This window comes from Kribbella pittospori (assembly GCF_004331465.1).
GTDB lineage: Bacteria > Actinomycetota > Actinomycetes > Propionibacteriales > Kribbellaceae > Kribbella > Kribbella pittospori.
In genome coordinates this window covers 109,844-134,598 of the sequence record NZ_SJKB01000014.1, presented here as the reverse complement: position 1 = coordinate 134,598, position 24,755 = coordinate 109,844, and the positions used below count along the sequence as shown (strand labels likewise).

The 24,755-nt window shown below is 67.8% G+C and carries 28 protein-coding genes; 16 read left to right on the top strand and 12 right to left on the bottom strand.

Annotated elements, in window-relative coordinates:
• Nucleotides 1-188 precede the first annotated feature (188 nt).
• The 3 genes from E0H73_RS35080 to pyrE all read right to left on the bottom strand — a co-directional run bounded on the left by E0H73_RS35080 (nucleotide 189) and on the right by pyrE (nucleotide 2,276).
• Nucleotides 189-947 carry a LemA family protein gene (locus E0H73_RS35080; protein ID WP_131363736.1) on the bottom strand — a complete coding sequence of 253 codons (759 nt, stop codon included), beginning with the start codon at nucleotides 945-947 and terminating at the stop codon, nucleotides 189-191.
• Between the two features lie 64 nt (nucleotides 948-1,011).
• Entirely contained in the window at nucleotides 1,012-1,731 is a 720-nt protein-coding gene (locus E0H73_RS35075; protein ID WP_238164474.1) for a DUF3137 domain-containing protein, read from the bottom strand.
• Nucleotides 1,731-2,276, bottom strand: coding sequence for an orotate phosphoribosyltransferase (gene pyrE, locus E0H73_RS35070; protein ID WP_131363734.1), 546 nt, complete (start codon nucleotides 2,274-2,276; stop codon nucleotides 1,731-1,733). Before pyrE ends, E0H73_RS35075 begins: the two co-directional genes overlap by 1 nt.
• A gap of 135 nt (nucleotides 2,277-2,411) precedes the next feature.
• Here pyrE and tdh point away from each other — a divergent pair, with 135 nt between their 5' ends.
• The 7 genes from tdh to E0H73_RS35035 all read left to right on the top strand — a co-directional run bounded on the left by tdh (nucleotide 2,412) and on the right by E0H73_RS35035 (nucleotide 8,243).
• Nucleotides 2,412-3,461, top strand: a complete 1,050-nt coding sequence (tdh, locus tag E0H73_RS35065; RefSeq protein WP_131363867.1) for an L-threonine 3-dehydrogenase — start codon at nucleotides 2,412-2,414, stop codon at nucleotides 3,459-3,461.
• Nucleotides 3,461-4,642, top strand: coding sequence for a glycine C-acetyltransferase (locus tag E0H73_RS35060; RefSeq protein ID WP_131363732.1), 1,182 nt, complete (start codon nucleotides 3,461-3,463; stop codon nucleotides 4,640-4,642). Before tdh ends, E0H73_RS35060 begins: the two co-directional genes overlap by 1 nt.
• A 107-nt stretch (nucleotides 4,643-4,749) precedes the next feature.
• The gene (locus tag E0H73_RS35055) at nucleotides 4,750-5,580 is read left to right on the top strand and encodes an SAM-dependent methyltransferase (protein ID WP_131363730.1); all 831 of its coding nucleotides are present in this window, start codon (nucleotides 4,750-4,752) and stop codon (nucleotides 5,578-5,580) included.
• 132 nt (nucleotides 5,581-5,712) lie between these two features.
• Complete coding sequence (locus E0H73_RS46155) at nucleotides 5,713-5,871, top strand: hypothetical protein (RefSeq protein WP_165555937.1); 159 nt, start codon at nucleotides 5,713-5,715, stop codon at nucleotides 5,869-5,871.
• Nucleotides 5,872-6,083: 212 nt separating this feature from the next.
• Nucleotides 6,084-6,218, top strand: a complete 135-nt coding sequence (locus E0H73_RS46680; RefSeq protein WP_202867707.1) for a PIN domain-containing protein — start codon at nucleotides 6,084-6,086, stop codon at nucleotides 6,216-6,218.
• Nucleotides 6,219-6,321: 103 nt separating this feature from the next.
• On the top strand, nucleotides 6,322-7,359 hold the full coding sequence (locus E0H73_RS35040) for a winged helix DNA-binding domain-containing protein (RefSeq protein WP_238164473.1): 1,038 nt from the start codon (nucleotides 6,322-6,324) through the stop codon (nucleotides 7,357-7,359).
• A gap of 59 nt (nucleotides 7,360-7,418) precedes the next feature.
• Nucleotides 7,419-8,243, top strand: coding sequence for an aldo/keto reductase (locus tag E0H73_RS35035; protein ID WP_131363724.1), 825 nt, complete (start codon nucleotides 7,419-7,421; stop codon nucleotides 8,241-8,243).
• Nucleotides 8,244-8,247: 4 nt separating this feature from the next.
• Here the strand turns inward: E0H73_RS35035 and E0H73_RS35030 are convergent, their stop codons facing one another.
• Complete coding sequence (locus tag E0H73_RS35030) at nucleotides 8,248-9,183, bottom strand: LysR family transcriptional regulator (protein ID WP_165555936.1); 936 nt, start codon at nucleotides 9,181-9,183, stop codon at nucleotides 8,248-8,250.
• Between the two features lie 100 nt (nucleotides 9,184-9,283).
• On the opposite strand from E0H73_RS35030, the gene E0H73_RS35025 reads away from it, so the two are divergent.
• On the top strand, nucleotides 9,284-9,616 hold the full coding sequence (locus E0H73_RS35025; RefSeq protein ID WP_131363720.1) for a hypothetical protein: 333 nt from the start codon (nucleotides 9,284-9,286) through the stop codon (nucleotides 9,614-9,616).
• A complete protein-coding gene (locus tag E0H73_RS35020) occupies nucleotides 9,573-10,472 on the top strand; it encodes a LysR family transcriptional regulator (protein ID WP_131363718.1) in 900 nt (299 codons plus the stop codon). The genes E0H73_RS35025 and E0H73_RS35020 overlap by 44 nt, the downstream gene beginning before the upstream one ends.
• Nucleotides 10,473-10,496: 24 nt before the next feature.
• On the opposite strand, the gene E0H73_RS35015 is transcribed toward E0H73_RS35020, so the two are convergent.
• The gene (locus E0H73_RS35015) at nucleotides 10,497-11,261 is read right to left on the bottom strand and encodes an SDR family NAD(P)-dependent oxidoreductase (RefSeq protein ID WP_131363716.1); all 765 of its coding nucleotides are present in this window, start codon (nucleotides 11,259-11,261) and stop codon (nucleotides 10,497-10,499) included.
• Nucleotides 11,262-11,312: 51 nt separating this feature from the next.
• Here E0H73_RS35015 and E0H73_RS35010 point away from each other — a divergent pair, with 51 nt between their 5' ends.
• The 3 genes from E0H73_RS35010 (at nucleotide 11,313) to E0H73_RS35000 (ending at nucleotide 14,834) form a co-directional block, all read left to right on the top strand.
• Entirely contained in the window at nucleotides 11,313-11,981 is a 669-nt protein-coding gene (locus tag E0H73_RS35010; protein WP_131363714.1) for a pyrimidine 5'-nucleotidase, read from the top strand.
• 110 nt (nucleotides 11,982-12,091) lie between these two features.
• A complete protein-coding gene (locus E0H73_RS35005) occupies nucleotides 12,092-12,796 on the top strand; it encodes a FadR/GntR family transcriptional regulator (protein ID WP_131363712.1) in 705 nt (234 codons plus the stop codon).
• A 79-nt stretch (nucleotides 12,797-12,875) separates the two neighbouring features.
• Nucleotides 12,876-14,834 (top strand): glycosyl hydrolase family 28-related protein, encoded by a 1,959-nt coding sequence (locus E0H73_RS35000; protein ID WP_131363710.1) that lies wholly within the window; start codon nucleotides 12,876-12,878, stop codon nucleotides 14,832-14,834.
• Here the strand turns inward: E0H73_RS35000 and E0H73_RS34995 are convergent.
• Nucleotides 14,794-16,329 (bottom strand): MFS transporter, encoded by a 1,536-nt coding sequence (locus E0H73_RS34995; protein ID WP_202867706.1) that lies wholly within the window; start codon nucleotides 16,327-16,329, stop codon nucleotides 14,794-14,796. The two genes, E0H73_RS35000 and E0H73_RS34995, sit on opposite strands and share 41 nt — an antisense overlap.
• A 95-nt stretch (nucleotides 16,330-16,424) precedes the next feature.
• Here E0H73_RS34995 and E0H73_RS34990 point away from each other — a divergent pair, with 95 nt between their 5' ends.
• Nucleotides 16,425-16,853, top strand: a complete 429-nt coding sequence (locus tag E0H73_RS34990) for a MarR family winged helix-turn-helix transcriptional regulator (RefSeq protein WP_131363708.1) — start codon at nucleotides 16,425-16,427, stop codon at nucleotides 16,851-16,853.
• Between the two features lie 19 nt (nucleotides 16,854-16,872).
• Here the strand turns inward: E0H73_RS34990 and E0H73_RS34985 are convergent, their stop codons facing one another.
• Nucleotides 16,873-17,421 carry a TIGR03086 family metal-binding protein gene (locus E0H73_RS34985; protein WP_165555935.1) on the bottom strand — a complete coding sequence of 183 codons (549 nt, stop codon included), beginning with the start codon at nucleotides 17,419-17,421 and terminating at the stop codon, nucleotides 16,873-16,875.
• A 39-nt stretch (nucleotides 17,422-17,460) separates the two neighbouring features.
• Between E0H73_RS34985 and E0H73_RS34980 the strand changes: the two genes are divergently transcribed.
• Nucleotides 17,461-18,612, top strand: coding sequence for a pyridoxal phosphate-dependent aminotransferase (locus tag E0H73_RS34980; RefSeq protein WP_131363704.1), 1,152 nt, complete (start codon nucleotides 17,461-17,463; stop codon nucleotides 18,610-18,612).
• Nucleotides 18,613-18,747: 135 nt separating this feature from the next.
• On the opposite strand, the gene E0H73_RS34975 is transcribed toward E0H73_RS34980, so the two are convergent.
• The 3 genes from E0H73_RS34975 to E0H73_RS34965 all read right to left on the bottom strand — a co-directional run bounded on the left by E0H73_RS34975 (nucleotide 18,748) and on the right by E0H73_RS34965 (nucleotide 20,403).
• Nucleotides 18,748-19,347 (bottom strand): hypothetical protein, encoded by a 600-nt coding sequence (locus E0H73_RS34975; RefSeq protein ID WP_131363702.1) that lies wholly within the window; start codon nucleotides 19,345-19,347, stop codon nucleotides 18,748-18,750.
• A gap of 88 nt (nucleotides 19,348-19,435) precedes the next feature.
• A complete protein-coding gene (locus E0H73_RS34970) occupies nucleotides 19,436-19,786 on the bottom strand; it encodes an ArsC/Spx/MgsR family protein (RefSeq protein WP_131363700.1) in 351 nt (116 codons plus the stop codon).
• A 32-nt stretch (nucleotides 19,787-19,818) separates the two neighbouring features.
• Nucleotides 19,819-20,403 (bottom strand): hypothetical protein, encoded by a 585-nt coding sequence (locus tag E0H73_RS34965; RefSeq protein WP_131363698.1) that lies wholly within the window; start codon nucleotides 20,401-20,403, stop codon nucleotides 19,819-19,821.
• A gap of 119 nt (nucleotides 20,404-20,522) precedes the next feature.
• Between E0H73_RS34965 and E0H73_RS34960 the strand changes: the two genes are divergently transcribed.
• Nucleotides 20,523-20,786, top strand: a complete 264-nt coding sequence (locus E0H73_RS34960; protein ID WP_131363696.1) for a hypothetical protein — start codon at nucleotides 20,523-20,525, stop codon at nucleotides 20,784-20,786.
• Nucleotides 20,787-20,836: 50 nt separating this feature from the next.
• Here the strand turns inward: E0H73_RS34960 and E0H73_RS34955 are convergent, their stop codons facing one another.
• On the bottom strand, nucleotides 20,837-21,436 hold the full coding sequence (locus tag E0H73_RS34955) for a hypothetical protein (RefSeq protein WP_202867705.1): 600 nt from the start codon (nucleotides 21,434-21,436) through the stop codon (nucleotides 20,837-20,839).
• 76 nt (nucleotides 21,437-21,512) lie between these two features.
• Between E0H73_RS34955 and E0H73_RS34950 the strand changes: the two genes are divergently transcribed.
• Nucleotides 21,513-22,073: a dihydrofolate reductase family protein gene (locus E0H73_RS34950; RefSeq protein ID WP_131363694.1), complete on the top strand. Its 561-nt coding sequence runs from the start codon at nucleotides 21,513-21,515 to the stop codon at nucleotides 22,071-22,073.
• A gap of 47 nt (nucleotides 22,074-22,120) precedes the next feature.
• Here E0H73_RS34950 and clpB read toward each other — a convergent pair whose 3' ends face one another.
• Entirely contained in the window at nucleotides 22,121-24,703 is a 2,583-nt protein-coding gene (gene clpB, locus E0H73_RS34945; protein WP_131363692.1) for an ATP-dependent chaperone ClpB, read from the bottom strand.
• Nucleotides 24,704-24,755: the final 52 nt, after the last annotated feature.

Sequence of the window (24,755 nt, the reverse complement as noted above, 5' to 3'; positions counted from 1 at the left end):
CTATGGTGTCATCCCCTGTGCCCGGCGTGAAGGCCGATGTACGCCGGATGTATCTCAGTCGGTCACAGTTGACTCAGGTACCGGGGGGAGGCAGGACCCGGGAGTGGCGACTTGACCGCCGTCGCACCCGGGTCTGGCACTGGTAGGGAGTCCTGGTTCGGGGGTCCTGGACTACGGGGAACCGGTGCCTAGTGGCCACCGGTGAACGGCGGCTGTCCGTCCTGCGGGCTGGGGGAACCCGCAGGCGGGCCGCCCACCGGTGGCTGCGCCTGAGGCGGGTAGTTGCCCTGTTCACCCGGAATCTCCGGCTGGATCTGGCCCGACGACTGCGGCCCGGCCTGCATCTGCGGCGGAGCCTGCTCACCGGCGACCGAGCCGATCGTGCCGAACGACACCTGCGCAACCGAGCGCACCTGCTCGTCGCGGACCTCGAAGTACCCGGCCTTCTCGAACTTGAAGCCGTTCGCGATCAGGTTCGACGGGAACGCCTCGACCCGGGTGTTGTAGTCGCCGACGTTCGCGTTGAAGAACCGCCGGCCGGCCGCGATCCGGTCCTCGGTGTCGGTCAGCTCGCGCTGCAGGTTCAGGAAGTTCTGGTTCGACTGCAACTGCGGGTACGCCTCGACCGAAATCATCATCTGACGCAGCGCACCGGACAGCTCGCCCTCGGCGGCGGCCCGCTGCTCCGGCGGGGCGCCCTGCACGTTCACCGCCTGGGTCCGCAGCCGGGCGACCTCCTCGAACACGTGCCGCTCGTGCGCGGCATACGCCCGGACGGTCTCGACGAGGTTCGGGATCAGGTCGTACCGGCGGTGCAGTTCGACGTCGATCTGGCGCCAGGACTCCTGGATCAGGTTCCGCTGCTTGACGAAGCGGTTGTACGAGACGATCAGCGCGATTCCCAGAATCACGATGATCGCGACGACCGCGATGATGACGAAGGTCATGCCCTGCTCCCGAGTGTCGGTGATGCTGCGTGCGACTCTACGGGTCCTCGGGTCCGCCGTACTGTCAGTAGCTCTGCGGTGGCTGTACGCGAGGGTCGACGCCGGCATAGTCGCGCCAGACGTACGGCGGGACCTGCTCGAGCACCTGCTGGAGCAGGGTGAGGCGGTTCATCACCTCGGTCGGGTTGTGGTCGCCCTTGTCCCAGCCGAGCAGCGAGTTGCCCTCGATCCGCCAGCCGATCTCGCCGCGGGCCAGCAGCAGTTCCATCATCCGCGGCGTCACCACCGCGTGCCCGTACCGCTCGTCGTCCGCCTTCACCCGGAACGCGCGGTTGAACTGCTCGCTCTCGAACTGGATGTCGCGGAACCCGAGCGCGTTCGCCACCACGCCGCCGAAGATCCCCTCGTGGGTGACCTCCAGGTGCGGCAGTGCGCCCGGCAACTGCACCACGACCACGCCGTACTTGTGGGTGGTCGTCGTACGACGGCCCTTCGAGTCGGTGGAATGCGTCTGGTAGCTGTAGTCGAAGGCAACCATCTGATGGCCGTTGTACGCACCGGACAGCACGTTCTTGACCCGCCAGTTGTCACCGGTCTGGAACGGCGTACCCGACCACTGCCCGGCCAGCGCGTTGTTGTCGGGCAGGTAGGACCAGCCCTGCTGCGAGGCGAACCCGGCGAACAGCTCGCGCCGCTTCTTCGCCGCCAGGTAGTTGAAGTAGAAGATGCCGCCGGCGACGACGAGCGCGACCAGGATCAGCAGAACCGGGCTGACGCCGCTCATCAGCTGAGACCCAGGTCCTCGAGACCGAACACGGCCCGATACGGCAGGCCTTCCGATTCGACCTTCTCCTTGGCGCCGGTCGAGCGGTCCACGATCACCGCGACCGCGACCACCTCGGCCCCGGCCTCGCGCAACGCCTCGACCGCTGTGAGCACCGAACCGCCGGTGGTGGACGTGTCCTCGACCGCGAGCACCCGGCGGCCCTTCACCTCCGGCCCCTCGATCCGGCGCTGCAGGCCGTGCGTCTTCTCGGCCTTCCGTACGACGAACGCGTCCAGCGTCCGGCCCTGCTGCGCGGCCGCGTGCAGCATCGACATCGCGACCGGATCGGCGCCGAGGGTCAGTCCGCCGACAGCGTCGTACTCCAGGTCCTTGGTCAGTTCGAGCATCGCCGGGCCGATCAGCGGCGCGGCGGCCGCGTCCAGCGTGATCCGGCGCAGGTCGACGTAGTAGTCGGCTTCCTTCCCCGACGCCAGCGTCACCCGGCCGTGCACGATGGCCTTCGACTTCACCTGCTCCAGCAGTCCGTCCCGGTCGTAGCTCATAGGCGTCGAGCTTAGATGACCCGGGAGTCCAGGCGGATGTTCAGATCAACTGCACAGGCTGTGTACGACGTGTCGATGGACGCCGGTGGTTGCCCGGGACGACGATGTGGACGATCGTCGTCAGTGGAGGTGCGCGTGAAGGCGCTGGTGAAGGCTGAGGCCCGGCCCGGTCTGTGGTTGCAGGACGTCCCGGAGCCGAAGATCGAGGCCGACGAGGTACTGATCAAGGTGCTCCGCACCGGTCTGTGCGGCACCGACCTGCACATCCAGAGCTGGGATCCGTGGGCGCAGAAGAACGTTCCGGTGCCGATGGTGACCGGGCACGAGTTCTGCGGCGAAGTGGTCGAGATCGGCGTCGGTGTCCGCGACGTCGCGGTCGGTGATCTGGTCAGCGGTGAGGGCCATCTGGTCTGCGGCCGTTGCCGCAACTGCCGCGCCGGCCGCCGGCACCTCTGCATCAAGACTCGCGGCCTCGGCGTCCACGTGCCTGGCGCGTTCGCGGAGTACGTCGCCCTGCCCGCGAGCAACGCGTGGGTCCACAAGGACCCCGTCGACCTGGACGTCGCGGCGATCTTCGACCCGTTCGGGAACGCCGTACACACTGCTCTGTCCTTCCCGCTGGTCGGCGAGGACGTGCTGATCACCGGAGCCGGGCCGATCGGGGTGATGGCTGCGGCGGTTGCGCTGCACGCCGGTGCGCGCAACGTGGTGATCACCGACCTGTCGGAGTACCGGCTGGATCTGGCCCGCAAGATCGGCGTCACCCGGGCGGTGAACGTCGGCTCGGAGACCATCGCCGACGCGCAGCGCAGCCTGGGCATGCGCGAGGGTTTCGACGTCGGCATGGAGATGTCCGGGAGGCCGGCCGCGCTGCGGGACATGCTGGCGAACATGACGCACGGAGGCCGGATCGCGATGCTCGGGCTGCCGGCGGACGAGATCGCGATCGACTGGAGCACGGTGGTGCTCAACATGCTGACGATCAAGGGCATCTACGGCCGGGAGATGTTCGAAACCTGGTACTCGATGTCGGTGATGCTGGAGCGCGGCCTGGACCTGACGCCGGTGATCACCCACCGGTTCGGGTACGCCGACTTCGAGCAGGCCTTCGACGTGGCCCGGCAAGGGCACTGCGGCAAGGTGATCATGGACTGGACAAGCGAGTCTCTGGAGGAGAAGCACTGATGTTCGGGCGGATGCGGGACGACCTGACGGCGGCCATCGGCGAGATCCGGGATGCCGGGCTGTACAAGTCCGAGCGGGTGATCACCTCGCCCCAGCAGTCCCTGATCTCGGTTGCTTCGGGCAACGAGGTACTGAACTTCTGCGCGAACAACTACCTCGGCCTGGCCGACCACCCCGAGGTGATCGCGGCGGCCCGCGCGGCGCTCGACCAGTGGGGCTTCGGGATGGCGTCGGTACGGTTCATCTGCGGGACGCAGCAGATCCACAAGGACCTGGAAGGTGCCCTGAGCACCTTCCTCGGCACCGAGGACACGATCCTGTACAGCTCCTGCTTCGACGCGAACGGCGGTCTGTTCGAGACCCTGCTCGGCGCCGAGGACGCGGTCATCTCCGACGAGCTCAACCACGCCAGCATCATCGACGGCATCCGGCTGTCCAAGGCCAAGCGCTACCGGTACAAGAACCGCGACATGTCCGACCTGGAGGCTCAGCTCAAGGACGCCGCCGACGCGCGCTACCGGCTGATCGCCACCGATGGCGTGTTCTCCATGGACGGGTACGTCGCTCCCCTCGACGAGATCTGCGACCTGGCGGAGCGGTACGACGCCCTCGTGATGGTCGACGACTCGCACGCGGTCGGCTTCGTCGGATCGGACGGCGCAGGTACGCCGTCCCTGTTCGGAGTGAAGGACCGGGTCGACGTCGTCACCGGCACGCTGGGCAAGGCGCTCGGCGGCGCGTCCGGTGGTTACGTCTCCGGCCGGCGCGAGATCGTCGAGTTGCTTCGCCAGCGGTCCCGGCCGTACCTGTTCTCGAACTCCCTCGCGCCGTCGGTCACGGCGGCCTCGCTGAAGGCCCTCGAACTCATCGGTGGCTCGAGCACTCTGCGCGACAAGCTGGCCGCCAACACCAAGTTGTTCCGCACCAAGATGACCGAGGCCGGCTTCGACGTACTGCCCGGTGAGCACCCGATCTCGCCGGTGATGATCGGCGACGCCGCGCAGGCCGGCCGCCTCGCCGACAAGCTGCTCGATCTCGGCATCTACGTGATCGGTTTCTCCTACCCCGTCGTACCGCACGGCAAGGCCCGCATCCGCGTCCAGCTGTCCGCCGCGCACTCCACCGAGGACGTCGAACGCGCCATCGCCGCCTTCATCGAGGCCCGCGCCGCGCTGGCCTGAGGACTACCTTCGATTCCGGCAAAGGTTGACACGCTGCCGGTCACGTACTGTCGCAGATCAGCTACGATCGCACCGTACCGAACAGCACCGGAGTAGGGAGTTCCTCGATGGGCGAGAGCGACGAATCCACCCTGACACGACTCGGGATGGACCGGCCGCACCCGGCCCGCGTCTACGACTACTTCCTGGGCGGCAAGGACAACTTCGCGGTCGACCGGCAGGCCGCTGAGCATCTGCTGGAGGCGTTCCCCGGGTTCCGTACGGCGGCGATGTCGAACCGGATGTGGATGCACCGCGCGGCCCGCTACGTGGCCGAGCAGGGCGTCACACAGTTCCTCGACATCGGCACCGGCATCCCGACCAGCCCCAACCTGCACGAGGTCGTACAGGAGACCGTGCCCGCGGCGCACGTCGTCTACGCGGACAACGACCCGATCGTGCTGTCCCACTCCCGCGCCCTGATGACGAGCCGGCCCGAGGGCCGGACGGCGTACCTCGACGCCGACGTGATCCACCCGCAGTCGATCATGGAGTCGGACGAGGTGAAGGACCTGCTCGACCTGAGCAAGCCGGTCGCGCTGAGCCTGGTCGGCGTCTTCCACTACCTGCCCGACGCGCTCAAGCCGTACGACCTGGTCAAGCAACTGGTCGAGCCGCTCGCGTCAGGGTCGTACCTGATCTTCTCGCACTGCACGCCGGACTTCGCGCCGGATCTGTGGGAGCAGGCGATCCAGGTCTACAAGGCCGACGGTGGCGACGCCCAGGTCCGCAGCAAGGAAGAGGTCACCCGCTTCTTCGACGGGCTCGAACTGGTCGCCCCCGGCGTCTCCGCCCCCTTCCGCTGGCACCCCGACGACGAAACCGAAGCCCTGGTAGCCAAGCGCACCTTCACCGACATCAGCTGCAGCCTCTGGGTAGGCGTAGCCCGCAAACCCTGACCCGCGCCACGTCACCTTTCACATGGCGATGAAGCTGAGGCTCACGCCCGAAGTAGCGTCAGCGCTCCGGGCAGAGGCTGAGCGCACCGGCCGATCCCAACAGGCCATCGTCCGGGAGGCCGGTATCTGCACTTGATCGGAGACGAGACCCCAACGAGCGATCGAGAGCAGGCGAAGGCTTCGCAGGCGGTGCGCCCGGCCCGCGTCGCCTATCGCAAGGTGATGCCGCGGCTTGGACTCCCGAAGGGCACCACCAGCCTCTATCTGCTCGACCGGGACGATCGTTTCTGATGCGGTTCTGCTTCGACAGCAGCCCTTGATCAAGCGAGTGATCGCTGAGGAGGAGTCCGACGATCTGGTGGACTCCTCGACAGCCGGTGCGCGGAGGGCGATCTGCTGACTTCGTCGTTGCTCGTCTGGGTCGATGTCTCCCGTGCGGTGTCGACGAACGCGCACTCACTTCAGACGTCATCAGCGTTGCCCGGCGGATCGAGCCGCTGGTCTTGCGCAGCCTGGATGCTCTCCACCTGGCGACGGCTGTGCTGATCGACGTCGATCTCGTTGTCACGTACGACGATCGGCTGGCGGATGCTTGCCGGCGCAACTCGCTCGCGGTCGAGTCGCCCGGCCGCGGCTGACGGACGCGGTGGTCGCCTGACTTTTGTCGACGGGGTCCGGCAGGATGCGGGCATGGTGGTTATGGGTGGGCGGGCGGTCAATCGGGCGACGTTGGCTCGGCAGATGTTGGTTGAGCGGGCGGACGTGTCGGTGGTGGACGCGGTCGGGCGGTTGGTGGGGATGCAGGGGCAGGAGCCGAAGCATCCGTACGTCGGGTTGTGGTCGCGGGTCGAGGGGTTCGAGGAAGGGCAGCTCGACGCGGCGGTGCAGGGGCGTGAGGTGGTGCGGGCGACCATGTTCCGCGGGACCTTGCATCTGGTGACTGCGGCGGACTACCTGCGGTTCCGGACCACGGTCGCGCCGGTGCTCGAGGCGGGGCTGCGGGTGCTCGGCGATCGGGGCGAAGGGCTCGAGCCGGACAAGGTGGTCGCGACGGCGCGGAAGCTGCTCGCGAAGGAGCCGCTGACGTTCACCGAGGTGCGAGACGCGCTGCAGCAGAAGTTCCCGGCGGTGAACGAACGGGCGCTCGGGTTCTGCACCCGGATGCTCGTCCCGCTGGTGATGTGGCCGACCGACGCCCGCTGGAGCTGGCCGGCCAACGCGCGCTTCACCCCAGCCGAGGACTGGATCGGCGGGAAGCTCCACGCGAAGGCCGAGGCCCAGGAACTCGTCACCAGATACCTGCAGGCGTTCGGACCCGCCACGCCCGCCGACTTCCAGACCTGGTCCGGACTGCAGAAGGCGAAGCCACTCCTCGACGCACTCGAGCTGGAGACGTTCACCGACGAGGCCGGCAAGACGCTGTACGACGTACCGGATGCGCCGCGACCAGATCCGGACACCGCGGTCCCCGTGCGGTTCCTGCCGGAGTTCGACAATCTGCTGCTGGCACACGCGAAACGCGAGCGGATCATCGCCGACGAGCACCGGCCGGCCGTGTTCACCAAGAACCTGCGGGTCAAATCGACGTACACCGTCGACGGCCTGGTCGCGGGGCTGTGGAACGCCGAGAAGAAGCGCGGTGTGGCGACTCTCACGCTGACGCCGTTCGGCCGGACGCTGAAGAAGACGCTGACCGAGCTGGAGCGGGAAGGGACCGCGCTGCTGCGGTTCCTGGAGCCGGAGGCGAAGACGTACGAGGTGGTTACGGCGGGTGAATGAGGTTGTTGTCACACGTCGGATGACTGGGCCAGAACCAATGGACCCGGTGGAATAGGCAAATGAACACAGTCCCCACCATCACTCTGGACAACGGCGTCGAGATCCCGCAGCTGGGCCTGGGGGTCTGGCAGGTCGAGGACGAGATCGTCACCGACGTCGTCACGACCGCGTTCGAAGCCGGCTACCGGCACATCGACACCGCGGCCGCCTACGGCAACGAGGCCGGCGTCGGGCGAGCCATCGCCGCGTCGGACCTGCCGCGCGACGAACTGTTCATCACCACCAAGCTGTGGAACAACGACCAGGGCTACGACTCGACGCTGAAGGCGTTCGACAAGGGCATCGACCTGCTCGGCCTGGAGTACGTCGACCTGTACCTGATCCACTGGCAGTCGCTGAAGCGGGACAAGTACGTCGACACCTGGAAGGCGTTCGAGCAGCTGTACGCCGACAAGCGGGTGCGCGCGATCGGCGTCTCGAACTTCCACGAACCGGCGCTGCGGCGGCTGTTCGACGAGACCAGGATCCGTCCCGCGGTGAACCAGATCGAGCTGCACCCGGCGCTGCCGCAGGACGAACTGCGCGCGTTCAACGCGGAGAACGACATCGTCACCCAGGCGTGGAGTCCGCTGGCGCAAGGCGAACTGCTGACTCAGCCGGCCCTGCAGACGCTGGCCGACAAGCACGGCAGGACGCCGGCGCAGGTGGTCATCCGCTGGCACCTGCAGCTCGGCAACGTGGTCATCCCGAAGTCGAAGACCCCGAGCCGGATCCAGGAGAACTTCCAGGTGTTCGACTTCCAGCTGGACAACGACGACATGGCCGCGATCGCCGACCTCGAGACCGGCGTACGCACCGGCGGCGACCCGGACGTCTTCGGCTGAGCCCTTAGAGCACCTCGAGGAACCGGGCCAGCACCGGTGATCGGTTGTCCGGCGACCAGACTACGGAGAGTTGCCAGGGTGGTAGGTCGTCGGACAACTCGCGATACACGACCGCGTCCGGGTTCGAGGGCGGCGTCGGGCTGATCAGCAACGAGACCCCGAGCCCGGCGGCGACGAGCGAGACGATCGTCTGGACATCGGTCGCCTCCTGCTCGACCCGCGGCGTGAACCCGGCCACCCGGCAGAAGCTGACGATCGTGTCGTGTACTGCGGGTCCGCTGGCTCGCGAGTAGAACACGAACGGATCCTCGGCGAGCTCCTCCAGTCGCAAACGCTTGCGCTTGGCCAACCGGTGCCGCGCGGGCAGTACCGCGACCAGCGGATCCGACGACACCACTCGCGACGCCAGCCCGGGCGCAAGCTGTACGACGGCGGTCCCGCCGCTTCGCTCACCTGACGATCGGTGCGACGTACCAACCCCGGCCGCCGGTGTGTTCGGACGCAGCAGGCCGACGTCGATGCGGCCGTCACGCAGCGCCTCGGTCTGGCGCAAGGTCGTCAGCGACTCCAGGTCGAGCACGACTTCGGGGTACGCCGCACGGAATCCGCCCAGAATCCGCGGCAGTACTTCGAACGTCGCCGACTGCACGAAGCGGAATCGCAACGTCCCGAGCTCCCCGCGCTGTGTACGCTGCGCCGCCCGCACCGCCTCATCGGCACGCCGCAGCAGATCCTTCGCCTCGGCCAGGAACGTCTCCCCCGCCGCCGTCATCACGAAACGCCGCCGAACCCGGGCGAACAACTCGACGCCCAGGTCGTGCTCGAGTGCGGCGATCTGGCGGCTGAGCGACGGCTGGGTGAGGTGAAGCCGGGTCGCCGCGCGGCCCACGTTCATCTCCTCGGCGACGACCACGAACGACCTGAGCTGACGGAGTTCCATACAGGAGATCATGCACCAAACACATCAACTCTGCGAAAAGAATCCATTGGACGTATAGAGGGTGTGGTTCCTACCGTTGAAGGGTCGAAAGGAAATCACCATGCACTACATCCCCTTCTCCGTGGTCAAGTCGATTCACGAGCAGACCCACTCAGCAATGCCGAACGCACCGGTCGTCCCGCACATACCGCGCGGTCCACGCCTGCGCCCGCTGCGTGCCTTACGCCGGCTGATGCAGCGACCGACCACCGTGACCAAGGCGGCGCCCGTCGCCGAGGCAGCGCCCGTTGCCGAGGAGGCTCCTGTCGCCAAGGTGGCGGCGCTGACGCTGGTCTCATCCACGGCCGGCCCGAACGGATCTGCCATGGAGCTGTGCGAAGCTGAGGTTCGTGATCGAGGTACGACGACTGCGAGTGCTGCGCGCGCTTGCTGATCACGGCACCGTGACTGCGGCCGCCGAGGTGCTTCACCTGACGCCCTCGGCGGTCTCGCAGCAGTTGGCCGCACTGGAATCCGAGGTCGGCCAGGAACTGCTCGAACGGCGTGGCCGCCGGGTCGCGATCACCTCGGCCGGCCGCCTGCTGCTGGCCCACACCGACACGATCCTCACCGAGGTCGAGCGCGCCGAAGAGGCGATGCGGCTGCACGCGAACGGCAGCACCGGCGAGGTCCGCATCACCGCGTTCGCCACCGCGATCACTCTGCTGGTCGCACCCGCCCTCGCCCGACTCCGCGAGACGAACCCCGGCCTCGACCTCGTCATCCGTGACGCCGAAGGCCATCAAGGCATCACCCAGCTGCTGGACGGCGACGTCGACATCGCGATCGCCGTCGAACACCGCGGTTCGCCGCGGCCCGACGACCAGCGCCTGGTCCGGATCCCCTTGTACGCCGAGCCTTTCGTCGCAGTGCTGCCGCCATCACATCCGGCCGCAAACCACGAGACGATCGAGCTGGCGATGCTCGCAGGCGACGACTGGGTCATGACCGCACCCGGCAATCCAATCCGCGATGTGGTCGTCCTCGCCTGCGAACAAGCCGGCTTCCAGCCCCGCATCGTCCATCAATCCGACGACTTCCGAGCCGTCGCCGCCCTGGTCGCCGCCGGCGGCGGTGTGTCCCTGGTCCCCCGCCTCGCCGTACCCGCCCCCACCCTCGCGCTCATCCGCCCACTCCCCGACCCCGTCCCCACCAGGCGCGTGTACGCCGCCGTCCGCCCAGGCCGCGCTGACCACCCTCTCGTCACCGCAACCCTCGCCGTACTCACCGAGGTAGCCGAAAAGCTCTGAGTCGTTGCCAGAGGCCACCAAAAATCAGCGGCGCCGACCGTCCAGGCCTACTGTGGAGAGGCGGGCGATGAGGGTGCGGGGGGTGTAGCGGGCGGCGGCCATGAGGAGTTTGTAGCGGAGGCTCGGGATCGAGATCGCCTTTCCGCGCATGAGATCCTTCCAGGCGGCGTCGACCATGTCGGTCGCGTTCAGCCACATGAACGACGGGATGACCGACTTGTCCATCCCCATCCGGTCGTGGAACTCGGTGTGCACCAGGCCCGGGCACAACGCCATCACGGCGACACCCTTGGCGTGCAGCTGGATCGCGAGCCCGGCCGAGAACGTCGTCACCCACGACTTGTGCGCACTGTAGGGACCACGCTGCAGGAACCCGGCCACCGACGACACGTTGATCACCGCACCCGAACCCCGCTCGATCATCGGCAGTACGGCGGCGTGCGTCAGCCGCAGGACCACACGCACCAGCAGGTCGAGCTGCTTCTCCTCGGTCTCGACCGAGTTCGCCCAGAACGGCTTCTTCTGCCCGAAGCCGGCATTGTTGACCAGCACCTCGATCGGCCCGGTCCGGAATCGCTCCTCGACCCTGGCCAGGTCATCCCGATCGGTCAGGTCGGCGGCGATCACCTCACAGGCCACACCGTGCAGGCGGGTGAGGTCGGCCGCGACCTCCTTCAGCCGCGCCTCGTCCCGCGACACCAGCACCAGGTCGTACCCCTCGACCGCGAGTTTGTCGGCGAAGGCCCGGCCGATCCCGGTCGCAGGTCCGGTGATGAGCGCAGTCGGCACGTTCGATCCTCCCGTCGGGTGACGCACCCAGTCTGTCATTACCCTGGCCAGATGCCGCCGGACCTCGACACCTGGATCCTCGACCTCGACAACACCTTGTACCCAGCGGGCTCCGCACTCGCCGAGCAACTCACGCACGGCATCCTGTCGACGGTCGCAGGCTTCTACGACACCGACCTCGTCGGCGCCCGGCGGATCCAGGCCGAACTGGTCGCGGAGTACGGCACCTCGCTGCGCGGCGCGATGATCACCCGCGCCATCGACCCGCACGAGTTCCTCGGCTTCGAGCGCCGGATCGACTACTCGGTACTCACCCCGGACGCGACTCTTGCCACCGCATTGGAAGCGCTGCCCGGGCGTCGCTTCGTCTACACGAACGGTTCGGTCTACCACGCCGAGCAGGCGCTCGAACGCCTTGGGCTGACGACCCACTTCGACGGCGTCTTCGACATCCTCGCCGGAGACCTGATCCCGAAGCCGTATCCGGAGAGCCTCGACGCGTTCCTGAGCCGCTTCGCGATCGACCCGACCCGGGCGGCCATGGTCGACGATCTCGAGGTCAACCTCACGCTGCCGCACGAGCGCGGGATGACGACCGTGTGGATGTCGGGAGAGCCGTTCGCGGACGGGACGCCGTACCGGCGGATCGCTCCGCGGCAGTGGCATGCGTGGGATCTGCCGGCTCTTCTCCGGTCCATGGTCGCGCCCGCTGACATCTGAGGAGTTGGTCGTTGCGCCGCCGTACAACCCCCGTTCACCGCACGATGTGACCGCGAGTGGTCTGAGGACTTACGCTGCACACCTGAGTTGCGGGGACAGGGAGGTAGCGAATGGCAGCCACCGACAAGGCGCTGGCCGGCCTGCGTCAGATGATCGCATCCGGTCAGCTCGGGCCGGGGGCGAAGTTCCCGCCGGAGCCGGAGTTGTGCGACCACCTCGGGGTGTCCCGCAGCTCGTTGCGTGAGGCGGCTCGTTCGCTGGCTGCTCTTGGGGTGATCGAGTCGCGGCATGGGTCGGGCACGTATGTGTCGGCGCTGGATCCGGCGGAGATCATCAGCCGGTTCTCGTTGTCGGTCGAGCTGATCCCGCTCGAGGGAGTGCTCGAGTTGTTGGAGGTACGGCGGGTGCTCGAGGCGCATGCCACCGCCGCCGCGGCCGCGCGGCAGGATCCCGAGCTGGCCGCGCAGTTGAGCGACATCCTCGATCGGCTCGAGTCGACCACCGAATCGATCGAGATCCAGCATCTCGATGCCGAGTTCCACGGCGCGATCTGTACGGCGGGAGGCAATCCGACCGTCACCGCGCTGACCGGCGTGATCCGCGGGCGCGGCGGTCACTACCGCATCTTCGAGCCGGGCGAGGACTTCGCCGCGATCAAGCAGACCAGCGACCGCGGCCACCGCGCCATCCTCGCCGCCATCGCCCGCCGCGACCCCTCGGCCGCCGCCACCGCCGCCTCGGCCCACATAGCCCAAACCGAACTCTGGCTCCGAGCCCTCCGCCCCGCCCCCCAACCCGAACTCCCCGCCGACTGACAGAAATTTTCTCCCGCCTGTCGACATTTTGCACAGATCTACATACCCTCCAGACAATTCGTCCGGAGGGGATCCGCCAATGTCCCGATCACACCTGCGCACCCTGGCCGTCGTACTGACGACCACCCTTCTCGCCGCCGCCCTCACCACCCCAGCGATCGCCGCTCCCTCAGCTCCCCGGATCACCCGAGCCGGCCTCGACCCGACCCTCGTCGCGAGACGCGGCGCGCAGGTCCCGTTCCTCGAGCAGGAAGCTGAGAACGCCTACTTCACCGGCGAGAAGATCGGCCCGAGCCGTGAGGCCTACACCCTGCCGGCCGAAGCTTCCGGACGGACCGCCGTACGACTGCAACCCCAGCAGTACGTCGAATTCACCCTGACCCACCCCGCGAACGCGCTGACCCTGCGCTACAGCATCCCGGACACGCCAACCGGCGGCGGCCTCCGTGCCCCACTGGACGTCACCGTCAACGGCAAGCACAAGCGCACGATGACTCTCACGTCGGAGTACGCCTGGCTCTACGGGATGTATCCGTTCTCCAACGACCCGAACGTCGACCCGATCCCCGGCTGGTGGAAGCCCGAACCGGACCCGGTCGCCAAACCGTTCCGCCCGAACCACTTCTACGACGAACAACGACTCCTGCTCGACCGCACCTACCAGGCCGGCGACCGCGTCCGATTCGCCGTACCGCGAAACACCCCAGCCGCCTGGTACGTCGTCGACCTCGCCGACTTCGAACTCGTCAAAGCATCGCTCAAGCAACCACCCCGGTCCCTGTCGGTGCGGCTGTTCGACGCCGACCCCACCGGCCGGTACGACGCGGCGCCCGCGATCGAACGCACCATTGCACTGGCCAAGCGCCTCGGCCTATCGGTGTTCATCCCGCCCGGCACGTACCAGGTCAACCGGCACATCGTCGTCGACGAGGTCACCGTCCGCGGCGCCGGCAACTGGTGGACGATCATCAAGGGCAAGGTCCTGCCACTCGACGAACCCGCGCCGGACAAGTCCACTCACAGCGCCCCCGGCTTCTACGGGAAGTACGCCGACGATGGCGGCAGCACCGGCGTACACCTGTCCGACTTCGCGATCGAGAGTGACGTGCGGGAACGCATCGACACCGATCAGGTCAACGGGATCGGCGGCGCGATCGGCGGCGGTTCGACCATCGAGAACCTGTACCTGCACCACACCAAGGTCGGCATCTGGCTCGACGGTCCGATGGACGGCCTGCTGATCCGCAACAACGTCATCACCGACGCCATCGCCGACGGGATGAACCTGCACCTCGGCGTCTCGAACGTCCGGGCGACCAACAACTTCGTCCGCAACAGCGGCGACGACGGCCTCGCGATGTGGTCCGAGTCGAACCCCGACGGCCTGGTCAACCACGACAACATCTACGACCACAACACGGTCCAGACACCGGTACTCGCCAACAACATCGCCATCTACGGCGGGCGCGACAACGCCGTCACCGACAACCTGGTCGCCGACCCGATCCGCGAGGGCAGCACCTTGCACGCCGGCTCGCGGTTCAACGCGACCCCCTTCGAGGGGACGCTGAGATTCGCACGGAACACCACGGTCCGGGGTGGTCCGCGCGACCTCAACTGGGATCTCGGCCTCGGCGCGATCTGGTTGTACGCCTTGCAGTCGACGATGTCCGGCACGATCGAGATCACCGACAGTTCGTTCCTCGACTCGACGTACAACGCGATGATGTTCGTCGTCGACTGGCCGGTCAAGGACGACTACGCGATCACAAACGTTGCCGTGCGCAACATCAAGGTCGACGGCACCGGGACGAACGTGGTGAACGCCCGGGTCGGCGGCTGGGCGACGTTCGAGAATGTCGACGCGCGGAATGTCGGCGCTCCGTTTGTCAACAATTGCGGGACTTTCCACTTCGACGGTCCGCCGGAGTTCGACGTACGGCTGCTCGCCGGGAACGACGGCGGCTGGTCCGGCGCGACCTGGTGCGAGGACCGGCCTACCGTCGTACCGCCTCCACCGCCTTCGGCGTGGAACTGACCCGCTGGCGGAAGGCCAGTGTCAGCACGATCGCCCCGGCGAGAGTGAAGCAGGCCGCCACCACGGCGGCGGTGTGCATCGCGTGCAGGAACGCGTCGTTCGCGGCGCCGACCAGGTCCGGGCGGTGGATGGCTCCGGCCGTGTGACGCGTGGCCTCGGCGGAAACCGAGGCCCCGTCACGCGCGTCGGCCGGCAGACCGGTCAGCGACGGGGCGATCGCGTGCTGGTACGTCGACGACACGATCGTGCCGAGTACGGCAACACCGAGGACGCTGCCAACCTGGCGGATCGCATTGTTGACCGCCGACCCCGCACCGATGCGATCCATCGGCAGCGTCGCGATCACGGCCGCCGTCGTGGGCGCCACAGTCGCACCGATCGCCAGCCCGGCCAGAGCGCCGACCAGACCGACCCACACCAGCGAGGTGTCGACCAGGTAGGTGAGGTTGAGCGCGTGGCACAGTGCGAACGCCGCCAACGCCGTACCGCACACCTTCGCGACACCGAAGCGACCGGCCAGCCGCGCACCGAGCGGTGAGCCCAGTACGACGCCTGCCGCGCTGGGCAACGACATCAGACCGGCCGACAGAGCGCTCATGCCACGCGCACCCTGCAAGTAGAAGGCCAGATAGAAGCTCTGACCGGTCAGTGTCAGGAACACTCCGGCGAGCACGAGGTTGCCGGCGGCGAAGCGACGGTTGCGGAACAGCCGCGGGTCGAAGCTCGGCTCGTGCTCACGCCACTCCGAGTAGAGGAACCCCGCCAGCAGGACCAGACCGGCGGCGATGCTTGCCCACACCTGCCAGCGACTCCAGCCGCCTTGGTGGCCACCCTCGATCAGACCGTAGGACAAGCCGAGCAGGCCGAGAGTCGACAGGCCAAGGCCGAGTGGGTCGAGCCGGCGTCGCTGCGGGCTTCTGGGGTTCGGGAGGACGAGGCGGGCGCCGAGCAGGCCGGCCGCGACGATCGGCAGGTTGATCAGGAACACCGATCCCCACCAGAAGTGGTCGATCAGCAGGCCGCCGAGCACAGGACCGACGGCCACACCCAGACCGGCCGCCGACGACCAGACCGCGATCGCACCGGCGCGGCGCTCGGGCGGGAAGGTCCAACCGATGATGGCCATCGACGTAGGGCCGAGGAGCGCGCCGCCGAGGCCCATGGTGGCGCGGGCGATGATCAGCGAGGTTGGACCGTCCGCCCAGGCCGCCCACGCTGAGGAGGCGCCGAACACGACCAGACCGAGCATCAGGACAGTCCGGTGGCCGTAGCGGTCTCCGAGTGCGCCGGCCGCGAAGAGAGCGGTGGCGAAGAGCAGTGAGTAGATGCCGATCGCCCATTGCAGTTGGCCCGGCGTCGCGCCCAGACCTTCGACGGGGTCGGCGAGCCGTTCGAGGGCGATACCCAGAACGGTGGAGTCGATCCAGATGAGAAGGGACGAGACGACGAGGATCGTGAGGATGCGGCGTTGCCGCGCGGGCTCGATCGAGGACACGAAGTCTCCTATGATTGACAGGACCCTGACGAGGCTTCGAGTTTGCCTCGTTTGTCAGGAACCTGTCAATCATATTTGTCGGCAGAATTGGGTGTATGGACCTCGACGACCCGACCGGCTGCGTGACCTTCCTCGTCCGGCACGCCTGGCTGAGCATGCGCTCCGCGCTGGCCGACGCCCTCGACGAGCACGGGCTGTCCGTGCAGCAGTACGGCGTACTCGTACTGGTCTCGAAGGTGCCGGGGCGGACCGTCGCCGAGGTCGGCCGCGAGGTGGGTACGGCGCGTCAGTCCGCGAACGAACTGATCACCGGGATGGAGCGCGCGGGGCTGCTCGAACGGCGGCCGAACCCGAAGGACCGGCGTACGCAGCAGGTCCATCTCACCGAGGGCGGCGAGCAGCGCCTGATCGACGTGGGTCCGGCCGTCCGCAAGGTCGAGGAGGACCTGGAGGCCTCGTTCAGCGACGCCGACCGCGCGGCCGCCCGCGCCTGGCTGCACCACATGGTCGAGAACGCCGGCTAGTGTCCTGCGTCGGAGATCGCTAGCGGCCGCTGCGGACCAGCAGCCGTTCGAACTCCGTTGACGCCGTCAGATCGGTCGGCGGCCGGAAGCCCTCTTCGGCGAAAGACTCGGCGAGCATCCGGGTCAGGCCGGCATGCGCGAGCGCGACGGTCGCGTCGTCGTACCGGATCGAATGGCCGAGTCCGGTGGCGAGGTCCCAGGTGTGGATGACGGTCTCGGCGACGAGTTCCTCGATGAGGTGCTCGACCGGGGTTTCGCCGCGGTACGGCATGTCGATCGTCGCCGGGGCCTGGCCGAGGTTCGCGACCAGCTCGGCTTCGCGCAGGTCGCGGGCCGGGTCGTCGGTGAGCGTGTAAGTGGGTGAGCCGTCGGCGAACGGCGGCTCATGACCGACGGCGCAGGCGGCGAAGACCTGGTGCCAGCCGATGAGATGTTCCAGCAGGCGGCGTACGTCGTACTCGCCGCACGGCGTCGGCCGGGTCAGGTCGGCGGGGGTGATGTGGTCGACAATCGCCTGCGTGATGTGTACGGCGTTCGCCAGGAGGGTGAGCCGTTCGTCGTTGCGCACACCACGATCTTGCCGGGTGACAGGGTTAGGGTCGGGGGCATGCGCGAACACGCTGTGCGGTTGGACGGGCTCGGGACGACGATCTTCGCCGAGATGTCGGCGCTCGCGGTGGCGACCGGGTCGGTGAACCTCGGGCAGGGATTCCCTGACACCGACGGGCCCGACTCGCTGCTGGAGGACGCGATCGCGGCGATCCGTGCGGGCGCGAACCAGTACCCGCCGGCGCGCGGAATCCCCGCGTTGCGGCAGGCGATCGTGGACCACCAGAAGCGGTTCTACGACCTGTCGTACGACCCTGACACCCAGGTCCTGGTCACCACCGGCGCGACCGAGGCGGTCGCCGCCGCGCTGCTCGCGTTCGTCGAGCCGGGCGACGAGGTGATCGCGCTCGAGCCGTACTACGACTCGTACGCCGCCGGGATCGCGTTCGCCGGCGGTCGCCGGGTGCCGGTCACGCTGCGCGCCCCCGACTACCGTCTCGACCTGGACGAACTCCGCGCCGCCGTCACGCCACGCACGAAGGTGCTGCTGATCAACTCACCGCACAACCCGACCGGCACCGTCCTCACCGACGACGAACTGCGCGGCATCTGCGCGGTCGCGATCGAGCACGACCTGGTCGTCATCACCGACGAGGTCTACGAACACCTCGTGTACGACGGACTCCGGCACACACCACTGGCGTCGTACGACGGAATGGCCGAGCGGACCGTGTCGATCAGCAGCGCGGGCAAGACGTTCTCGGTGACCGGGTGGAAGATCGGCTGGGTCACCGGTGCGCCTGAGGTGGTGACCGCGGTGACGACCGCGAAGCAGTTCCTCACCTTCACGTCCGGTGCGCCGTTCCAGCCGGCCGTCGCCAATGCGCTTGCCCTGGGCAACGAGTACTTCGACGCCCTGCGCGCCGACCTGCAGTCCCGCCGCGATCTCCTCTGCGACGGCCTCGCCGCCCTGGGCTTCGAGGTCCACCGCCCGGCCGGCACCTACTTCGTCACCACCGACATCCGCCCCCTGGGCCACACCGACGGCATCGCCTTCTGCCGCATGCTCCCCGAACGTGCCGGCGTAGTAGCCATCCCCCACCAAGTCTTCTACGACAACCCCGACCCCGGCCGCCCCCTGGTCCGCTGGGCCTTCTGCAAGCAACCCCAAATCCTCCAAGAAGCCCTAACCCGCCTCCAAAACCTCTGACCCGGATCCCGCATGACATCCGGTGCGATGGTGTGACAGACTGTCATCAGCTCGCCCCGCGCTGCCGGGTGAGAAGTGAAGCTGGGATTCCCGCCGGAATGACGGGCCCCAGCTTTCGCGTTTTCCGGGCCAGTCTCAACGGACGACGACCTGGTGGACCGTGACCACGTCGGTCATCGCCGTCAGCCAGCGATCCTCACCGAGTACGAGCGCCGACATCGCACCCGCGACGGCGTCGGGCAGCCAGAGCATCGGCTCAGCGGACGGCTTGGCGAACCCGACCTGCAAGTCGGGTGTGATCAGCCTCTTGCGGCGCGCACTGTCGACCAGCCGCAGGTCGCGCTTGTCCTGCGGCACCGCGCGGGACTCCAGCCAGACCTCGGACACACCGAACTGATCCAGCTCGTACAGCAGCCGCTCGAGACAACACCTGCGAGCACGCTCCTGCCGCGACCGATCCATCGGCGTACCCACCGTCAGGATCGCGGCGATGTCCAGGTGTGCGACGGCCTCCGCGATCAGGTCCCGCCGCTTCACCGACTCAGCGACCCAATGCAGCCTAACGCCGGGTTTGATCGTCAGAGCCGACACCTCGCGGCGCAGATCATCGCACTGTCCGGGATCAGCGACGACCGCCGCCATCGTGTAGGTGCCGAAGCCCCCGGCCGGTCCGATGACAGCGGACTCGTCGACCCAGGCGGACAGACTGAACTCGGGCGGGGGCGTGCTCGGCATTCATCGGATTGTTCATGAAACCGGCGGCGCCGCGCGGGCTTTGTCCACAGGTGTTTTGGGGCAGGTGGGGGCAGGGTGGGGCAGATTGTCAGGGGAGGAAGCGGGACAGCGTTTCGGGGTCTCGGGCTATGGCTGTGGTGGCGTCGTCGGCGGTGAGGATGGGGCGTTGGATGAGGATGGGGTGGGTGACCATCGCTTCGATCCAGGTGGCGCGGTTGGCGGGGTCTCGGCGGAGGTCGCGGAGGGGTTTGGCGTCGGGTTCGTTGTGGCGGACGAGGTCCCAGGGTTCGAGGTTGAGGCGGGCCAGGACCTCGGTCAGTTCCTCCGCGGTGGGCGGGTCGTCCAGGTAGCGGCGGACCGTGTACGTGACGCCGGCCCCGTCGAGGGCCTTGGTGGCGGTGCGGCACTTGGAACAGGCCGGGTTGATCCAGATCTCCACGGATGAAGTCCTTCGGGTGCGGTGCTGAAAGGTCAGCGGTGGTGGAACCAGAGCTTGGTCGGCTGCTGGAGCATCAGGAACAGCAAGGTGCCATGAATCGCCAGCCCGAGGATGCCGCTGGGCAGCGCAACCAGTCCACCCACGATGCCGATCGCAGCGACCACGATCAGCATGATTCGCGCCCACGCGCGACGCTTGCGGACGAAGATCGCCGGCAAGATGTAGATGAAGGCGCAGATCACAGCCGCCGCAACGGCGACGCCCTGCGCGTCCTTCGTGCCGGTGAGGACCTCGGAGATCTGCTCACCCGCGGACGTCAGCGCGAGACCGGCCAGCAGGATGCTCATCACGCCCAGGCCAAGCGAGATGACCGCGGCGATCGTCACCTGCTTGGGCGGGGCCACTGGCGCGTACGCCGCTGGGCCGGCGCCGAACACACCGCCGTACGCTCCCGGACGATCGCCGTACGAACCAGGACGATCACCGTACGGCGTCGAGCCGGGCGGCGGACCGGGGAGGCCGTCGGCTGAACCGAAGACACCCTGGTACGGACCAGGACCGTCCACGCGCCCAGCCCGGCCCGGCTCCTCGCCGGAGTTGTTGCCCTGCTCGGTCATGCCTTGAAGAGTTCCTTCCACCAGCCCCCACCCTTGATCCTCGCAGATCCGCCCAAGCCGTACCGCTCGGCCGCAGAAATGTCTTGCCCACTGGCGGACGCGACGGTGATGGTGGCGGTGTGGACGCTGCTGCGAGGTTCGACCTGCGGATCGGTGCCGACCCGCGGCTCGAGGAGGCGCTGGTCGATCGACTGGTCGAGTACAACAAGAAACGCTCGGGGGTCGTGCGGGAGCGGTTCGAGCCGGCGAACCTGAAGTCGGAGCCGGTGCACGTGTTCGCTCTGGCCTCGGAGTTCTACCGGCGGGCCGGGTACGAGCAGTACGGCGTCAAACACGACTACCCGCCGGGTCACACGAACTACTTCTTCCGCAAGAACCTCTAGGTCGCGGAAACAAAATGCCGTCAGGCGGCGAAAAGTTTCCGCGCAACGCACTAGGACTCGCTGATGGTGATGTCCAGGTGGGAGAACGTCAGGTGGGGACGTAGACCGGCTGGGGTGAGTGGGGCGAAGGCCGGCACATGGAAGTGGACCGACGTGCCGGTGGTGCCGTCGGAGTCGATGGGGTCGAGGTCGGTCACCGGTACGCCGTACTCGTAGCGCTGGGTCCAGGAGCCGTTGAGCCGGCGGTTGGTGTGGGTGAGGCGATCGCTCAGGGCGGCGACCACTGACATGCCGCAGCGTGGGTGCCCGTCGGGGAGGAGCGGCGCGTCCGGATCCTCGAAGAAGCGCAGGTCTTGCGTGGCCATGACCGGTTTCTTGATCGGTTGCCCGTGTTCGTCGACCCGGGTGTCCGTCCCGCGCCCATCATCCGCGACCGTGATCGACCCATCGGCATGCAGCGTGATCGTGCAGACACCACGTCGCCCCGAGGATTCGGCCTCGTCGTCGGGGTAGGCAACGACCTCCAGCACGAGGTGAAGCAGACCGCCAGGCGCGTACCGCTCGACGTCATCCCGGATCTGAGCCAGGTGCTCCCGATCCACCGATCCAGCCCAGTCGTGCGTGGTGTTCACCCAGTCAGCCCGTGTCACCGGACCATTCTCTCCGATTCCTTTGTGCCGCTTCGAGGGTCTACACGGATGAGACGAACCTCCTGGAAGGAGAACCATGCGCAGGATCATCGCGTCGGCCCTGATGACGTTCGACGGTGTGGCCGAGGACCCCGGCGGATTCGGCGGGACACCGCACGGCGGGTGGGCCATGCCTTACTTCGACGACGAAGCCGTCCGGCGGTCGACGGACAAACTGTCGGCGTGTGACTACTTTCTCTGCGGCCGGCGGACCTATCAGATGTTCTCCGCGGCTTGGGGGAACGCGTCAGGGCCGTACGCCGAACGACTGAACAGCATGCCGAAACTGGTGGCCTCCACGACGCTCACCGGGGACCTCACCTGGAACGCAACGTTGCTGGAGGGCGACGCGATCGACGCGCTGAAGCGGATCAAGGCCGAGCCCGGCGGGGACATCATCATGTACGGCAACCCGACGCTCCTCGACAGCCTGCTGCGGAACGGGTTGGTCGACGAACTGGACGTCATGGTGCATCCGCTGGTCCTCGGCACCGGCGCCCGCCTGTTCCCGGACGGCGCGCCGCGCACCGAGCTCGAGCTCGTGAGTCAGACCACGCTGCCAACCGGCGTCATCGCTCTGACTTACAGACCGGCCTGACAACATGAAGCTGGGCCGGCACACGGCCGGCCCAGCATTCAAACGACTCAGGCAGGACTGACGTCGAGCGCGTCCTTTGCCTCGTTCAGCGTGACGTTGACGGTGTCGCCGTCCCGGACACTGCCGTTGAGCAGGCTCCGGGCCAACTCGTCACCGATGGCAGATTGCACCAGCCGGCGGAGCGGACGAGCGCCGTACACCGGGTCGTATCCGGTCATCGCCAGCCACTCCATCGCGCCCTCGTCGACATCCAGGGTGATCCGGCGATCGGCCAGACGGCGCTGCAACGCCTTGATCTGCAGAGCGACGATCTGCGTCAGCTCCTCGCTGCCGAGTGCGTCGAACAGCACGATCTCGTCCAGCCGGTTGATGAACTCCGGCTTGAACGACTGCCGCACGACCGCCATCACCTGGTCGCGCTTGGCCTTGTCGTCCAGCCCCAGGTCCGCCAGGTACGCCGACCCCAGGTTGCTGGTCAGGATCAGGATCACGTTGCGGAAGTCGACCGTACGACCCTGGCCGTCGGTCAGCCGACCGTCGTCCAGCACCTGCAACAGGATGTCGAAGACCTCGGGGTGCGCCTTCTCCACCTCGTCGAGCAGGATCACCGAGTACGGACGGCGGCGGACAGCCTCGGTGAGCTGGCCACCCTCCTCGTACCCGACGTAACCGGGCGGGGCACCGACCAGCCGCGCGACGCTGTGCTTCTCGCCGTACTCCGACATGTCGATCCGGACCATCGCGCGCTCGTCGTCGAACAGGAAGTCCGCGAGCGCCTTGGCCAGCTCGGTCTTACCCACACCGGTCGGGCCCAGGAACAGGAACGAACCCGTCGGCCGGTCCGGGTCGGAGATGCCGGCGCGAGCCCGTCGTACGGCGTCACTCACGGCCTTGACCGCCTCGCGCTGGCCGATCAGCCGGCGGCCCAGCTCGTCCTCCATCCGGAGCAGCTTGCCGGTCTCGCCCTCGAGCAGCCGGCCGGTCGGGATGCCGGTCCACATCGCGATCACCTCGGCGATCTCGGTCGGGCCGACCTCCTCGTTGACCATCGCGTCCGGTCCCTCGGCGACCTCGGGCTCCTCCGACGCGCTCTCCAGCTCCTTGGTCAGCTCGGGGATCTCCCCGTACAGGATCCGGGAGGCGGTCTCGAAGTCGCCGTCGCGCTGCGCCCGCTCGGCCTGGCCGCGGAGCTCGTCAATGCGCTCCTTGACCTCACCGATGCGGTTCAGGCCGGACTTCTCCTTCTCCCAGCGGGCCTCGAGCGCACGCAGTTCCTCCTCACGGTCGGCGAGGTCGGCGCGCAGCCGCCCGAGTCGCTCCTGGCTGGACGGGTCCTCCTCGCGGGACAGCGCGAGCTCCTCCATCTTCAGCCGGTCGACAGTACGCCGGAGCGAGTCGATCTCGACCGGGGACGAGTCGATCTCCATCCGCAGCCGGGACGCGGACTCGTCGACCAGGTCGATCGCCTTGTCCGGCAGCTGGCGGCCGGTGATGTAGCGGTGCGACAGCGTGGCCGCGGCGACCAGCGCGGAGTCGGAGATGGCGACCTTGTGGTGCGCCTCGTAGCGCTCCTTCAGTCCGCGCAGAATCGCGATCGAGTCCTCGACCGACGGCTCACCGACGAACACCTGCTGGAAGCGTCGCTCCAGCGCCGGGTCCTTCTCGATCCGGGTCCGGTACTCGTCCAGGGTGGTGGCACCAATCATCCGGAGCTCACCACGGGCCAGCATCGGCTTCAGCATGTTGCCGGCGTCCATGGAGCTGTCGCCGGTCGCACCGGCGCCGACGACGGTGTGCAACTCGTCGATGAACGTGATGATCTGGCCGTCGGAGTCCTTGATCTCGGTCAGTACGGCCTTGAGCCGCTCCTCGAACTCACCGCGGTACTTCGCACCCGCGACCATCGCGCCCAGGTCGAGGCTGATCAGCCGACGGCCGCGCAGCGACTCGGGCACGTCACCGGCCACGATCCGCTGGGCCAGGCCCTCGACGACGGCGGTCTTGCCGACGCCGGGCTCACCGATCAGCACCGGGTTGTTCTTGGTACGCCGGGACAGCACCTGGACGACCCGGCGGATCTCGGAGTCACGTCCGATCACCGGGTCGAGCTTGCCGTCCTTGGCCCGCTCGGTCAGGTCGACGCCGTACTTCTCCAGCGTCTTGGTGGTGCCTTCGGCCTCCGGGGAGGTGATCCGGCGGTTGCCACGCATCTGGTCGAACGCCTGCAGCAGCGCGTCCGGAGTGACCCCGAGCGCGGTCTTGGCGTTGCCCTCGACGCTGGCCAGCGCGATCAGCAGGTGCTCGGTGGAGACGTACTCGTCCCCGAGCCCGAGGGCCCGCTGCTCCGCCTGGCTCAGGACGTCGCCGGTCTTCGGCGACAGGCTCGGCGCCTGCACGCTGCCGCCGCTCGCCTTCGGCAGGCGGCTCAACTGCTCGGCGGTCCGGCGGCGTACCGCGTCGAGGTCACCGCCGGCGGCCTCGAGCAGGCCGACGGTCGTCCCCTCGGGCTGCGCGAGCAGCGCGGAGAGCAAATGAATGGGTTCGACGGTCGGATTGCCCGCCGAGGAGGTCTGGCGGATCGCGACCGACAGGGTTTCCCGGGCCAGCGTCGTCAACCGCTGAACGTCCATAGGGGTTCCAGCCTTTCAGCTCAAGCAACAGCAAACACTGGGTACAACCTAT